The organism is Campylobacter sp. BCW_6889 (assembly GCF_001762535.1).
Taxonomy (GTDB): domain Bacteria; phylum Campylobacterota; class Campylobacteria; order Campylobacterales; family Campylobacteraceae; genus Campylobacter_D; species Campylobacter_D jejuni.
The window spans coordinates 63004-77048 of record NZ_MJWZ01000030.1 but is presented as its reverse complement, the minus strand read 5'-3'; the positions used below and the strand labels follow the sequence as shown (position 1 = coordinate 77048).

Here is a 14045-nt window from a genome sequence, read left to right as displayed (position 1 = left end):
ATAAGCCTTAATGGCTTATGAATGATTTAAAACCTTGTTTAAAAATTCTCTCAATCTTTCATTGCTAGGATTTTCAAATACTTCTTTAGGGCTTGCATCAACAGCAATTTTTCCTTTATCCATAAAAAATATACGATTGGCAACATTTCTAGCAAAACCCATTTCATGGGTTACCACAAGCATAGTTAAACCTTCTTTTGCAACATCTTTCATAATGCTTAGAACCTCGCCTATCATTTCAGGATCTAGAGCTGAAGTAGGCTCATCAAATAAAATAACATCAGGATTCATCATCAAGCTTCTAGCAATAGCTATGCGTTGTTTTTGTCCACCAGAGAGCTTATGGGGCATTATATTTTCTTTGTCTGCTAAACCCACCTTAGCAAGAAGTATTTTTGCTTTTTTTATGGCTTCTTCTTGACTTAAAATTCCTGTTTTAATGGGCGTTAAACATAAATTTTCCATAACATTTTTATTAGCAAAAAGATTAAAATGCTGAAATACCATGCTAACTTTTTGCCTGATCTTATTAATATCAATTTCTTTATCAAGTATGTTTTGCTTATTGATTAAAATTTCCCCACTATCAGCTACTTCTAAGCGATTGATGCAGCGTAAAAATGTACTTTTTCCTCCTCCACTTGGACCTATGATAGCTATTACATCGCCTTTTGAGATTGTAGTGTTAATATTTTTTAAAACTTCTAATTCTCCATATTTTTTTTGTAAATTTTTAACTTCAATCATTTTTATTCATCCTAAGTTCAAGTTTTTTTGCAAAATAACTAAAAATTTTTACACTTACGTAATAAACAAGTCCAGTGAAAATAATAGGTTTTGGATTGTAAAGTACGGCTTGCAAGCTTTGACTTTGCATGGTAATATCAACAACACTAATAAATCCTACAACAGAAGTTTCCTTAAATAAAGAAATAAATTCATTAGCTAATGCAGGTAGAATGTTTTTAGTAGCCTGAGGAAGAATAATTTCTTTCATTGAAGTTTTGTAATCAAGTCCCATTGCTCTTGCAGCTTCCATTTGTCCTTTATCCACACTATTAATGCCACTTCTTACAATTTCTGCTATATAAGCCGAGCTATTAAGTCCTAGTGCAAGAATGGCTGCATAAAGGTTATCTATAAAAGTAAAAATTACAAAAGCAAAAATCATCAATTGTAAAATTACTGGTGTTCCTCGTATAATGTCTATATATTCATCTATAATAAAATTAAGTGTTTTAAATTTAGAGAAGCGTAAAATAGCTAAGCTAAAACCAATAATCACTCCGATAATAACAGCACAAGCAGTTAATAAAAGCGTAATAAGATAACTTTTTAAATAAGCTTTTGCATTTTCTGTATAGCCATAGCTTACAACTCCACTAGGATCTTGAATTTTTAATATTTCTATCGGGAAAGAAAAATAGCCCCATAAAATAATAATAACAAAAAAAACAAAAATTCTTATATTTTTCTGATTCAATTTGTAAACCTTTTCAGAGAAATTATTTAAAAAAAGATTTTATAGAAATATCTTTGAATTTTCTCTAAAGATTTAAAAAAATGTGTTAGAATTTCCCAAAAATAAGGTTGTATTTATGGAAATTTTAGATTTCATTCTAATAGTTATTTTTGTGTTTTTAATGATTGTTTTGGTCATAGGATTCAATCATCAAATGATGCAAAAAAACAAAGAAAGAGAAGAAAGATTTAAAAAATATAAAAAAGGAGAACAAAATGAGTAAAAAAGTATTAATTCCATTGGCTCAAGGTTTTGAAGAAGCTGAATTTATAGGAATTGCAGATGTTTTAAAACGAGCAAGAGAATTAAATCCGGATTTGGAAGTTGTTATAGCTTCGCTAAATAGTGAGTTATTAGTAAAGGGTGCTAATGGCATTAGTATAAAAGCAGATTGTTCTATAGAGGATGTTGATATAGAAAATTTAGATGCCATTGCTTTGGCGGGTGGCTTTGAAGGTATGATGAATCTTAAGAATTCAAATATTATTTTAAATATCATTAAACAACTTCATAGCAACAATAAAATTGTTGCCGCAATCTGTGCTTCTCCTATAGTCTTAAATGAAGCAGGTGTTTTAGAGGGCGAGTTTGCTTGCTATCCTAGTTGTGAAGTTGGACTTAATGGAAATCGTGTTAATAAGGCTGTAGTTGTAAATAAAAATGTTATAACTTCAGCAGGTCCAGCTACGGCAATTCTTTTTGGTTTAGAACTAGCTAAAAAGTTATGCGGTGATGAAATTTATCAAAAATTATACGAGGGAATGTTGCTACCTCTGACAAAATAATTTAAATGGTAGTTTTTCTACCATTTAAATTAAAATAAAGCTTGAGGATTTTCTTTTTTTGTTTTTTCCTTAGGCAGTTCAAAACCTCCAAGCATATGAAAATGCAAATGAAAAACTTCTTGTCCGCTATTTTTTCCACAGTTTGTTACCAAGCGATATCCACTTTTATCTACGCCTAAAAGAACAGCTAGTTCTTGTATAAAACTTGTCATTTTGGCCATAAGTTCAGGATCAAATTCTTGAAAGTCTTTAAAATGTTTTTTAGGGATTATAAGTATATGTATGGGTGCTTTGGGTGCAATATCATGAAATGCTAGAAAATCGTCACTTTCAAGCACTTTATTGCATGGAAGTTTACCTTCAACTATGAGTTCAAAAATTGTTTTTTCTTGCATTATTTATCCTTTTTTATTGTTGGTTTGATACAATTATATCTTTAAAGTTTGGTTTTTATGCTGAATTTAAAATAGTTTTTAATAGAATTAGAACTTGAAATATTTTATTTTAAGGTAAGAAAATTGCAAAATTTTATAGAACAGATTCAAAAATGTGAGAATTTAAATGATTTGGAAGCCATTAGGATTTCCGTTCTTGGAAAAAAAGGTATTTTAACAGAAGGCTTTACAAAGCTTAAAGAGTTAGAAGATGAGGCGAAAAAAGAATTTGCTGCTAAACTAAATGCACAAAAAGAAATATTTAATGAGGCTTATTTAGCTAAATTTAAAGATTTGGAAAATCTTGCTTTAGAAGAAAGAATGAAACAAGATGCTTTAAATTTTAACTATTTTGATGAAAGTATTACAACAGGTGCCTTGCATCCTGTTATGAGCACCATGGATAAAATCATAGAGTATTTTATAGCTTTGAATTTTAGCATAGAAAAAGGGCCTTTAATAGAAGATGACTTTCATAATTTTGAAGCGTTGAATTTACCTAAATCTCACCCTGCAAGAGATATGCAAGATACCTTTTATTTTGATGATAAAAGGCTTTTAAGAACACAAACTTCGCCAGTGCAAATACGGACAATGCTTGCACAAAAACCTCCTATTAGGATGATAGCCCCTGGTGCTGTATTTAGAAGAGATTTTGATATTACGCATACTCCTATGTTTCATCAAGTTGAAGGCCTTGTAGTGGAAGAAGGGCAAAAGGTTAGCTTTGCAAATTTAAAAAGTGTATTGGAAGATTTTTTGCGTTATATGTTTGGAGATGTGAAAGTTCGTTTTCGTCCAAGTTTTTTCCCATTTACAGAACCTTCTGCTGAAGTTGATATTTCTTGTGTATTTTGCAAAGGAAAGGGTTGTAGAGTTTGCAAACATACAGGTTGGCTCGAAGTTTTAGGATGTGGAATAGTTGATCCTAATGTTTATAATTTTGTTGGTTATGAAAATGTAAGTGGCTATGCTTTTGGATTAGGAGTAGAGCGTTTTGCAATGCTTTTGCATCAAATTCCAGATTTAAGATCTTTATTTGAAGGTGATTTAAGATTATTGGAGCAGTTTAGATGATAATTACTAAAAGTTGGTTGAATGATTGGTTAGAACTTGAAGAAATAAGTTCAGATAAAATAGCTAAAACTTTAAATTCTATAGGTATAGAAGTTGATAGGGTTGGCGTTTTAAAGGCTCCAGATAAAGTTGTTGTAGGCTATGTTAAGGAAAAAATTAAACATGAAAATTCAGATAAATTAAGCATTTGTCAAGTTGATATCGGAAGTGAAACCTTGCAAATTGTCTGCGGTGCTGCGAATGTTGATGTAGGACAATTTGTAGCTGTTGCAACTAAAGGTGCTATCATGCCAAACGGTATGGAAATAAAAGAAGCAAAATTACGAGGAGTGGATTCTTGTGGTATGCTTTGTTCTAGTTTAGAATTGGGTTTTGAAAAAATCAATGAAGGAATTATGCTTTTAGATGAGAGTATAGGGAAATTAGAACTTGGGAGAGCTTTAAATACTTATGAAATTTTTAATGATGAGCTAATAGAAGTAGAGCTTACTCCTAATAGGGGTGATTGTTTAAGTATTTATGGTATTGCTCGTGATTTAGCTACAGCTTTAAATTTAAATTTAAAAGAACCAAAACCATTCAAAGAAAGTGAAAATGTTTTGGGTATCGGTAGAATTTTGCGCTTAGCAGCTGAGAAAGAACTTAACGGACTTTATAATTATCGAGCTATAGAGCTAAAAGAAGAAATTCAAACAAATTTATTGCTTAGTTTAAGACTTGCTCAAATTGAAGGTTTGGGAAAAAATTCCATAGAAAATTTATTAAATTATGCAACGCATTCAACTGGTGTTCTTTTTAATGCTTATGATTTAAGTGGTTTTTCTGAAAAAGATGAAGAATTTACCATCAATTTAAGCAAGCAAATGCATGGAGAAACAAAAGTATCTTACAAAGATAAACTTTTAAGCTTTAGCGGAATTTTCCAAAATAATGAAAGTAGATGTAAAGATGATTCTAAAATAATTATTATTGAGGCTAATTATACCGATCCATTGGTAATTGCAGATGCTAAAATATATCATAAAGATCAAGATGAAAAAATGCTTTATAGAAGTTTTAGGGGAAGTGAACCTAAATTAAATTTAGGAATGGATTTTTTGCTTAGTATTTTTGAGCAGATTCCAAATCTTGTTATTTATAGTTCTTCTCAACAAATTTTAACCAATAAAGAATTACCAATCATACCAATAAGTATTGAAAGTATTGGCGATATAATAGGGCAAAATGTTGATAAAGATGAAGTATTAAAAATATTGAAGAAATTAGGTTTTGAGCTCATACTTTCAGGTGAAGGGCTTATAAATGTTAAAGTACCTTTACATCGTCCTGATATTAAAAATTTATCAGATATTTGCGAGGAAGTTGTAAGAATTATAGGTATTGATAATATTGCTTCTAAGGGTTTAGAATTTATAGAAAAAAATCGTTTAAATTCTGCATATAAAAATTATATTGAGTTTTTGAATTTAAGGAAAAGAGCAGTAGCTAGTGGTTATTTTGAAAGCTTACATTATGTTTTAGACAATGAAAAAGAACTTAAAAAATTGGGTTTTGATTCTGTTAAATTAAAACTAATCAATCCAATTACAGCAGAACTTAATACTTTAAGAACAACCCTTTTAAATCATTTATTGAATGCAGCAAGTTTAAATGCAAAAAATTCTAAAAAAATTATTAAACTTTTTGAACTAGGGGTTGTTTTCAATGTCAATAATCAAGAATTAAATCGTATCGCATTTATCCATTCTGGCTTAAAAGAAGAAGCTAAAATTTCTAATAAGGCAAAACCTGAATCGGTGCAATTTTATGATTTTCTTTTAGACATTAAAAATATTATAGGCGATTTTAAACTAAAATCATCAAAATATAATATTTTAAGCCCTTATGAACAAGCAGATATTTATCTATCGGATATTAAAGTAGGTTTTATAGGCCGTTTGCATTTAAAAATAGAAAATGAGAGGGATTTGCCAAAAACATATATTTGCGAACTTGATTTAGATTTAATTAAGCAAGATTTTAAAATAGCTAAGCCTTACTCCAAATTCCCAGCTATCACTAGAGATCTTAGCGTGTTAATACCTAAAGGTTTTGAATACAATCAGATTAAAAATTGTATCGAAGAATTGAATTTAGAAATACTTGAAAATTTTCGTTTAGTTGATATTTATAGTGATGAAAACCTTAAAGAATTTTATAGCATTACTATGAGTTTTTCTTTTAGAGATATAAATAAAACTCTAGAAGATAATCAAGTAAATGAATGCATGGGTAAAATTTTAAATACTCTTAAAAATTTAGGTCTTGATTTAAGATGAAAATTTACAAATTGCAAACCTCTATAAATGCTATACTTGAAAATATAGCAGCAGATAAAAGCATATCTCATCGTTTTGCTATATTTTCGCTTTTAACACAAGAAGAAAATAAGGCTCAAAATTATCTCTTAGCTCAAGATACTTTAAACACTCTTGAAATTATAAAAAATCTTGGAGCTAAAATTGAACAAAAAGATTCTTGCGTCAAAATTATACCCCCTAAAGAAATTTTATCTCCAAATTGTATTTTAGACTGTGGAAATTCAGGAACCGCTATGCGTTTGATGATAGGATTTTTAGCAGGAATTTCTGGTTTTTTTATTTTGAGTGGAGATAAGTATTTAAACAATCGTCCTATGAGAAGGATAAGCAAACCACTTACTCAAATAGGCGCTAGAATTTATGGAAGAAATGAGGCAAATTTAGCTCCACTTTGTATAGAAGGTCAAAAATTAAAAGCTTTTAACTATAAAAGCGAAATTTCTTCAGCTCAAGTTAAAACAGCTATGATTTTATCTGCTTTTAGAGCTGATAATATATGCACTTTTAGTGAAATTTCTCTTAGTCGAAATCATAGTGAAAACATGCTAAAGGCTATGAAAGCTCCAATAAGGGTTAGTAATGATGGCTTAAGTCTTGAAATAAGTCCTTTAAAAAAACCTTTAAAAGCTCAAAATATAATCATTCCTAATGATCCTTCTTCGGCTTTTTATTTTGTTTTAGCAGCTATTATTTTGCCTAAATCTCAAATTATTTTAAAAAATATTTTACTTAATCCTACTCGTATAGAGGCGTATAAAATTTTGCAAAAAATGGGCGCCAAACTTGAAATGACAATAACTCAAAATGATTTTGAAACTATTGGTGAGATCAGGGTGGAGTCTAGCAAGCTTAATGGCATAGAAGTTAAAGATAATATCGCTTGGTTGATAGATGAAGCGCCTGCTTTGGCTATAGCTTTTGCTTTGGCTAAGGGTAAATCTAGTTTAATAAATGCTAAAGAATTACGCGTTAAAGAAAGCGATAGAATTACTGCGATGGTTGAAAATCTAAAGCTTTGTGGTGTTGAAGCTAGAGAACTTGATGATGGTTTTGAAATAGAAGGTGGATGCGAACTAAAATCTTCAAAAATTAAAAGCTATGGAGATCACCGTATTGCTATGAGTTTTGCTATTTTAGGTTTGCTTTGTGGAGTTGAGATTGATGATAGTGATTGTATAAAAACTTCTTTTCCAAATTTTATAGAGATTTTATCAAATTTAGGAGCTAGGATTGATTATTGAATTAGCAAAAAACTATGGTTTTTGTTTTGGTGTTAAAAGAGCTATTAAAAAAGCAGAACAAATAAAAGATGCCGCAACTATAGGTCCTCTTATTCATAATAACGAAGAAATTTCTCGTTTACAAAAAAATTTTAATGTCAAAACTTTGGAAAATATAAAAGCTTTAAGCAATGAAAAAAAGGCTATTATAAGAACTCATGGTATTACAAAGCAAGATTTAGAAGAATTGAGAAAAAAAGATATAGAAATTTTTGATGCCACTTGTCCTTTTGTTACAAAGCCACAACAAATTTGCGAGCAAATGAGCAAGGAGGGTTATGAAGTTGTTATTTTTGGAGATGAAAATCATCCCGAAGTTAAAGGAGTAAAAAGTTATGTAAGCACAAAAGCTTATGTAGTTTTGGATAAAAAAGAGCTTCAACATATAAAACTTCCTAATAAAATAGCTGTAGTAAGCCAAACAACTAAGAAGCCTGAACATTTTATGGAGATAGTAAATTTTTTAATACTTAAAACCAAAGAAGTAAGAGTTTTTAATACTATATGTGATGCAACCTTTAAAAATCAAGATGCTATTAAAGAACTCTCGCTTAAAAGTGATGTTATGGTTGTTGTAGGGGGTAAAAACTCAGCCAATACAAAACAACTTTTTTTGATTGCAAAAACCAATTGTGAAGATAGTTATCTAATTGAAACCGAAGAAGAGTTAAAAAAAGAATGGTTTTTAGATAAAAAACATTGTGGTATTAGCGCAGGCGCTAGTACTCCTGATTGGATCATACAAAAAGTTATCGCCAAAATAGAAAATTTTAAAATTAATTAAAAAATGTTTTCAATATAGAATAAAAAAGTCAAAAATTTAAAAAAAATTAATAAAAATAAAAAAACTTAACACTAATTAAAGAAAAATAAGGTAAAATCAATCAATTTCTAAAAATTATTTTAAAGGACCATAATGAGCGAGGTGAACAAAAAAGTTCAAGGCGGCGTAGATGATTATCTTGAGGAAGAAGATTTTGGACTGCTTTTAGAGGCTTTCGATAAATCAAGAGAAGAGACTACAACAGAGGGTGTGATTGTAGAGATCAAAAATGATGAAGTTTATGTAGATATAGGCAAAAAATCTGAAGGTATTTTAGCTCTTAGTGAAATACAAGATGATAATTCTAAGCTATTATTTAATGTAGGCGATAGTATTAAAGTTGCTGTTATGGGTTCTCGTGGTGGCAGATCTTTACTTTCTCATAAAAAAGCTTTGAGAAAAGAAAAAGTTATTGAATTTATTAAAAACTATCAAGAAAATCAAGATGATATTTTTACCGTAAAAGTAGTTGGAAAAAATAAAGGCGGATTGATAGTTGTTGATGAAAATGATGTTGAATTTTTCTTGCCAAAATCTCAATATGGCTTCAAAGAAACAAATAACATTATAGGCAAAACGTTTAAAGTTAAAATTATTAAAATCGACAAAGATGAGCAAAGTATCATTGTTTCTCGTAAAAAAACTTTAGATGAGGAGAGAAGAAAACGCAAAGAATTGATCAATAATGTAGCACAACAAGAAGATTTAATTGAAGGTATTGTGAAAAAAATTACCACCTATGGTATGTTTGTAGATGTAGGAGGTGTTGATGGCCTTGTTCATTACAGCGAAATTTCTTACAAAGGACCTGTAAATCCTGGAACACTTTATAAAGAGGGCGATAAAGTTCCAGTTAAAGTTATAAAGTATGATAAAGAACGCAAACATTTATCCTTATCTATAAAAGCGGCTTTACCTGATCCATGGAGTGAGATAAAAGATACTCTTGATGTAGGTGATACCATTAAAGTAATAGTATCAAATATAGAGCCTTACGGTGCTTTTGTGGATTTAGGAAATGATATAGAAGGATTTTTACATATCAGTGAAATTTCTTGGGATAAAAATATTAAAAATCCAAAAGATTATATCAACAAAGGCCAAGAAATTGATGTTGAAGTAATTGAAATCAATCCAAATGAAAGACGCTTAAGAGTTTCTTTAAGAAATTTACTTTCTAGACCTTTTGATGAATTTATGAAATCTTACAAAATTGCAGATGTGGTTGAGGGAGAAATTACCTCAGTAACTTCTTTTGGTGCGTTTGTTAGACTTGGCGGTATTGAAGGTTTGTTGCATAATGAAGATGCTTCTTGGGATAGAAATGATAAATGCAAAGACAAATTCTCTCAAGGGGATAAAATCAAAGTAAAAATTATCAAAATAGATGAAGAAAACCAAAAAATATCATTAAGCGCAAAAGAATTAAGTAGCTCTCCAGTTCAAGAATATGCCAAAATTCATAAAGTCGGCGATATTGTAAAAGGCACTATCCGTGATATTAAAGATTTTGGCGTTTTTGTAGAGCTAAGTAAAAATGTTGATGCTTTAATTCATAAAGAAGATATAAGCACTTCTATGCTTGAAAATTTAAAAATTGGCAACGATATTGAAGCTGCTATAGTTTTTATTGATGAAAAGAAAAATAGAATTCGCCTAAGTGTTAAAAATCTTATTAGAATGAAAGAAAGAGAAGTTCTTAATGAAATCAATAATGATGATAAAGTAACCTTAGGTGATATCATTAAAGATCAACTAACTTAATGAAAAAATACTTTACAATAAGCATTTTGAGTATTTTATTACTCATTTTGCTTGCTGTTGTTTTTACATTACTTTGGCAATTTAAAGCTAATGTAAATTTCATTCCACAATTTGCTAAAGATACAAATACGCAGCCAAGCATTCAAACCCAAAATCAAGATCTTTCATGGCAAGAAGAATTAGCAAAATGGCCTACACGAGATTTTACCCCAGCAGCAGAAAAATTTACCTTATATTTTGATGCGGATACTAGCGAGCTTAAGGAGAAAAATAAATATTATCAACTTATAGTTGGAAAATATGATATTTATTCTATGTTTTGCTTAAGACAGACTTTAAATTCTTTTAATGTGAAGTATTTTCTTCTTAAATCAGGTGATAGTCCAGAAATCTTTTTGGATACAGGTAATGAAAAACTTATAGATGATATTATGAAAGAATTAAAAAAATATAAAATAAATACAGAAGTAAAGGAAATTTGGTTATGAAAAAAAAGATTATAGTATGTGATGCTATTTTGGATAAAGGTATCGATATTCTAAGAAAAGCTGAAGATATTGAGCTTATAGAAGCTGCAAAAGTTCCAAAAGATGAACTTATGCAAATGCTAAGCGATGTTGAAGTTGCTATTACTAGAAGTTCTACAGATGTAGATATAAATTTCTTAAATCATGCCAAAAAATTAAAAGCGCTTGTGCGTGCTGGGGTGGGCGTAGATAATGTTGATATTCCAGAGTGTTCTAAAAGAGGAGTGATTGTGATGAATGTCCCAACTGCAAATACTATTGCCGCAGTTGAACTAACAATGGTACATCTTTTAACATCAGCTAGAAGCTTTGTCAATGCTCATAATTTTTTAAAAATTGAAAGAAAATGGGAAAGAGAAAAATGGTATGGCATTGAATTGATGAACAAAACGCTAGGGGTTATAGGTTTTGGAAATATAGGTTCAAGAGTAGCTATCCGTGCTAAAGCATTTGGTATGAAAATTTTAGCCTACGATCCGTATATTTCTGCTTCTAAGATTACAGATTTAGATATGGAGCAAGCAAAAAATTTGGATGAAATTTTAGAAAAAAGTGATTTTATTACCATTCACACACCAAAAACCAAAGAAACCAATGGTATGATAGGAAAGCAAGAAATTGCAAAAATGAAAGATGGAATAAGATTAATAAATTGTGCTCGCGGAGGATTGTACACAGAAGAGGCTTTATATGAAGGTTTAAAAAGTGGTAAAATAGCATGGCTTGGTATAGATGTATTCAATAAAGAACCTGCGACTAATCATCCTCTTTTAGACTTTGAAAATATTTCAGTTACTTCTCACCTAGGAGCAAATACTTTAGAAAGTCAAGACAATATCGCAAGAGAAGCTTGTGAGCAAGCACTAAGTGCAGCACGAGGCGTGGCTTATCCTAATGCCTTAAATTTGCCAATTAAAACCGAAGATTTACCACCTTTTGTAGCTCCTTATATAGAACTTGTTTCTAAAATGGCTTTTTTAGCTGTTCAAATTGATAAAAATCCTATAAAAAGTATTAAATTAGAGGCCGAAGGAATTATTGGCGAGTATGCAAATTCTATGCTAACCTTTGCAGCTGTTGGTGCTTTGGGTGGAATTTTAGGAGAGAAAATTAATTATGTTAATGCAGAATTTGTTGCCAAAGAAAAAGGAGTTGAATTATCTTGCGAAACTCTTCCAAATAGTGGTTATAATAATAAACTTAGCGTTAAAATTATCACCGAAAATTCAAATATCAGTGTTTCAGGAACAGTGTTTAATGAAAATGAACAACGCATAGTTGGATTAAATGGCTTTAAAACTGATTTTAAGCCAAAAGGGAAAATGATTATTTTTAAAAACAAAGACATACCAGGAGTTATAGCTAAAATCAGCTCCGTTTTGGCAGCTAAAAATATCAATATAGCTGATTTTAGGCTTGGTAGAGATGGTTTTGGGTATGCTTTGGCTGTTGTTTTGATTGATGAAAAAGTTCAGAAAGAAGTATTAGATGAACTAAAACAATTAGAGGCGTGTGTATTTGTCCAATATGTTGAAATTTAAAATTTTAATTATAGAAGATGATATAGATTTAAACGAACTGCTTGTTTTAAAGTTAAAATCTAGTGGTTATGAAGTTATATCTTTAGTGGATTTTTTTGGAGTTGAAGATTTGCTCGATAATGAGCAAATCGATCTTTTAATAGTCGATAGAAATTTGCCCAGTGGAGATTCTTTAGAAAAAATTCAAGATTTAAGAGAGCAAGGATATAAAGAAGCAGTTATTTTTCTTACAGCCAAGGCTTTGCATCAAGATTTGCTCGAAGGCTTTGAAAGTGGTTGTGATGATTATGTTTGTAAACCTTTTGATTTTAATGAGCTTTTGCTTCGCATTAAAGCAATTTTAAAACGCCATAAAAAAGAAGAAGAAAAACTATCTTTTGGTGATTTTATTTTAGATTTGGCTAATTATGAATTCTTTTACAAAAATCAAAAATTAGAAATCTCAAATCTTGACTATGAGCTTTTAAAATATTTTTTTGAAAATCCAAATACCTTGCTTACTAGACAATTTTTAAGCGAAAGCGTTTGGAAAGATGATACTACAAGTGATAAAACAATCAATATAGCTCTAACAAGACTTAGAAATAAATTTCCAAAACTAAAAGATCATATTATAAGCGTTAGAGGTGTTGGCTATAAATTATGCTAAAAACTAAAAATATTTTTATAGTTTTTTTTGTTGTATTGGCTTTGATTTTTGGGTTTATTTTTTGTACTTTTACTAACTCTTATCTTAATTTCTTGCTTATAAAACAATATGAGCAAAAAATCAAAAGCCTTGATGATGTTTTAAAATTTTCTCTCTTAGAACATTTAAATGATGCTAATATCAAGGATTTTGCTAAAGATACTAGGGCTGATTTTATTATCCTAAACAATGATATGAAAATAAGTTCTGTAAAAAATCCTGATTTTTTTTCTAATCTTAAAGAAGGAAAAATTTTAAATTTCGATTCAAAAAAAATTCTCACTAAAAGCTTTATTTACAAAGGATATAAATATATTATTATTGTTTATCCTCGTTTTTTAGATTTAGAACTTTTTTGGACAAAAATGGCAATCGGTTTTGGAGTGTCCTTGCTGTTTGTTTTTATTTTAATGTTGTTGCTAGGTAGAAGAATAGAGAAAAATTTTAATAAAATTTTGGATTTTTTAGATTCTATAGGGGATCATAAAGTTGTTATATTAGAAAAAGGAATGTTTAAAGAATTTAATTTGCTAAATGAGAAGCTTTTAAAAACTAAGGATAAAATTCTAAAGAATACCCAGAAAAATAAAAAACAAAGCGATAAAATCACTTTAAAAAATACTCAGCTTGCTAGTGTGATTTCTGCTATTTCTCATGAGCTTAAAAATCCATTAAGCGTGATTGATCTTAGCTTAGAGATGCTAAAAGATGAGAAATTGGAAGATAAAAAATTAAAAAAGGAATTGCTAGAAAAAATTTCGCGTCAAAGCATTAAGCTTAATGCTTTGACCCATAAGCTTAATTTTGTTTTTAATCTTAATAGTGAAGCCTTGCAGATGCAAGAATTTGATCTTTTTTCTCTGTGTGAAAAAATCACTAAAAACCCAGGCTTTGAAAGAGTTGTATTGCAAGGTAAAAGCACGAAAGTTAAGGCTGATGAATTTTTAATCGAGCAAGTGATTATAAATTTGCTTTCTAATGCTTTAAAATATAGTCAAAAAGAAGTCATTTTAACAGCAAGAGATCAAAAGATAATAGTGCAAGATTTTGGAAAAGGTATAGAAGAAGATAAAATAAAATTGATTACAAAAAAATTTTATAAAATTGATGTAAAAAGTGATAATTCTTTTGGTTTGGGACTTTTTTTAGTAAAGAAAATTTTAAGTATACATAAAAGTTATCTTGAAATTTCTAGCACTTTAGGCTATGGTTCTAGTTTTAGTTTTAAACTCAGTCAAGGATAA

At 29.5% G+C, this 14045-nt stretch carries 14 protein-coding genes; 11 read left to right on the top strand and 3 right to left on the bottom strand.

Annotated elements, in window-relative coordinates:
• Positions 1-15: 15 nt before the first annotated feature.
• A complete protein-coding gene (locus AJ939_RS03365; RefSeq protein ID WP_002861599.1) occupies positions 16-747 on the bottom strand; it encodes an amino acid ABC transporter ATP-binding protein in 732 nt (243 codons plus the stop codon).
• Positions 740-1483, bottom strand: coding sequence for an amino acid ABC transporter permease (locus tag AJ939_RS03360; RefSeq protein ID WP_002861598.1), 744 nt, complete (start codon positions 1481-1483; stop codon positions 740-742). The genes AJ939_RS03365 and AJ939_RS03360 overlap by 8 nt, the downstream gene beginning before the upstream one ends.
• Positions 1484-1565: 82 nt before the next feature.
• Between AJ939_RS03360 and AJ939_RS03355 the strand changes: the two genes are divergently transcribed.
• Both AJ939_RS03355 and AJ939_RS03350 read left to right on the top strand, forming a co-directional pair.
• Entirely contained in the window at positions 1566-1745 is a 180-nt protein-coding gene (locus AJ939_RS03355) for a hypothetical protein (protein WP_010891894.1), read from the top strand.
• Positions 1738-2307, top strand: coding sequence for a DJ-1 family glyoxalase III (locus AJ939_RS03350; RefSeq protein ID WP_004305949.1), 570 nt, complete (start codon positions 1738-1740; stop codon positions 2305-2307). Before AJ939_RS03355 ends, AJ939_RS03350 begins: the two co-directional genes overlap by 8 nt.
• A 29-nt stretch (positions 2308-2336) precedes the next feature.
• Here the strand turns inward: AJ939_RS03350 and AJ939_RS03345 are convergent, their stop codons facing one another.
• Positions 2337-2702 carry a histidine triad nucleotide-binding protein gene (locus tag AJ939_RS03345; RefSeq protein WP_002857192.1) on the bottom strand — a complete coding sequence of 122 codons (366 nt, stop codon included), beginning with the start codon at positions 2700-2702 and terminating at the stop codon, positions 2337-2339.
• Between the two features lie 123 nt (positions 2703-2825).
• Between AJ939_RS03345 and pheS the strand changes: the two genes are divergently transcribed.
• From pheS to AJ939_RS03300, 9 genes are all read left to right on the top strand, one after another.
• Entirely contained in the window at positions 2826-3818 is a 993-nt protein-coding gene (gene pheS / locus AJ939_RS03340; protein ID WP_002852567.1) for a phenylalanine--tRNA ligase subunit alpha, read from the top strand.
• The gene (gene pheT / locus AJ939_RS03335) at positions 3815-6136 is read left to right on the top strand and encodes a phenylalanine--tRNA ligase subunit beta (protein ID WP_070261282.1); all 2322 of its coding nucleotides are present in this window, start codon (positions 3815-3817) and stop codon (positions 6134-6136) included. Before pheS ends, pheT begins: the two co-directional genes overlap by 4 nt.
• Entirely contained in the window at positions 6133-7419 is a 1287-nt protein-coding gene (gene aroA / locus AJ939_RS03330) for a 3-phosphoshikimate 1-carboxyvinyltransferase (RefSeq protein WP_070239657.1), read from the top strand. Before pheT ends, aroA begins: the two co-directional genes overlap by 4 nt.
• Positions 7409-8242, top strand: a complete 834-nt coding sequence (locus AJ939_RS03325; RefSeq protein WP_002861592.1) for a 4-hydroxy-3-methylbut-2-enyl diphosphate reductase — start codon at positions 7409-7411, stop codon at positions 8240-8242. The genes aroA and AJ939_RS03325 overlap by 11 nt, the downstream gene beginning before the upstream one ends.
• 132 nt (positions 8243-8374) lie before the next feature.
• Positions 8375-10045 (top strand): 30S ribosomal protein S1, encoded by a 1671-nt coding sequence (locus AJ939_RS03320; protein ID WP_070276249.1) that lies wholly within the window; start codon positions 8375-8377, stop codon positions 10043-10045.
• On the top strand, positions 10045-10533 hold the full coding sequence (locus tag AJ939_RS03315; protein ID WP_070276251.1) for a hypothetical protein: 489 nt from the start codon (positions 10045-10047) through the stop codon (positions 10531-10533). Before AJ939_RS03320 ends, AJ939_RS03315 begins: the two co-directional genes overlap by 1 nt.
• A complete protein-coding gene (gene serA / locus AJ939_RS03310) occupies positions 10530-12113 on the top strand; it encodes a phosphoglycerate dehydrogenase (protein ID WP_044780500.1) in 1584 nt (527 codons plus the stop codon). The genes AJ939_RS03315 and serA overlap by 4 nt, the downstream gene beginning before the upstream one ends.
• On the top strand, positions 12100-12762 hold the full coding sequence (locus AJ939_RS03305) for a response regulator transcription factor (RefSeq protein ID WP_004305935.1): 663 nt from the start codon (positions 12100-12102) through the stop codon (positions 12760-12762). The genes serA and AJ939_RS03305 overlap by 14 nt, the downstream gene beginning before the upstream one ends.
• Positions 12756-14045, top strand: a complete 1290-nt coding sequence (locus AJ939_RS03300; protein ID WP_044779238.1) for a sensor histidine kinase — start codon at positions 12756-12758, stop codon at positions 14043-14045. Before AJ939_RS03305 ends, AJ939_RS03300 begins: the two co-directional genes overlap by 7 nt.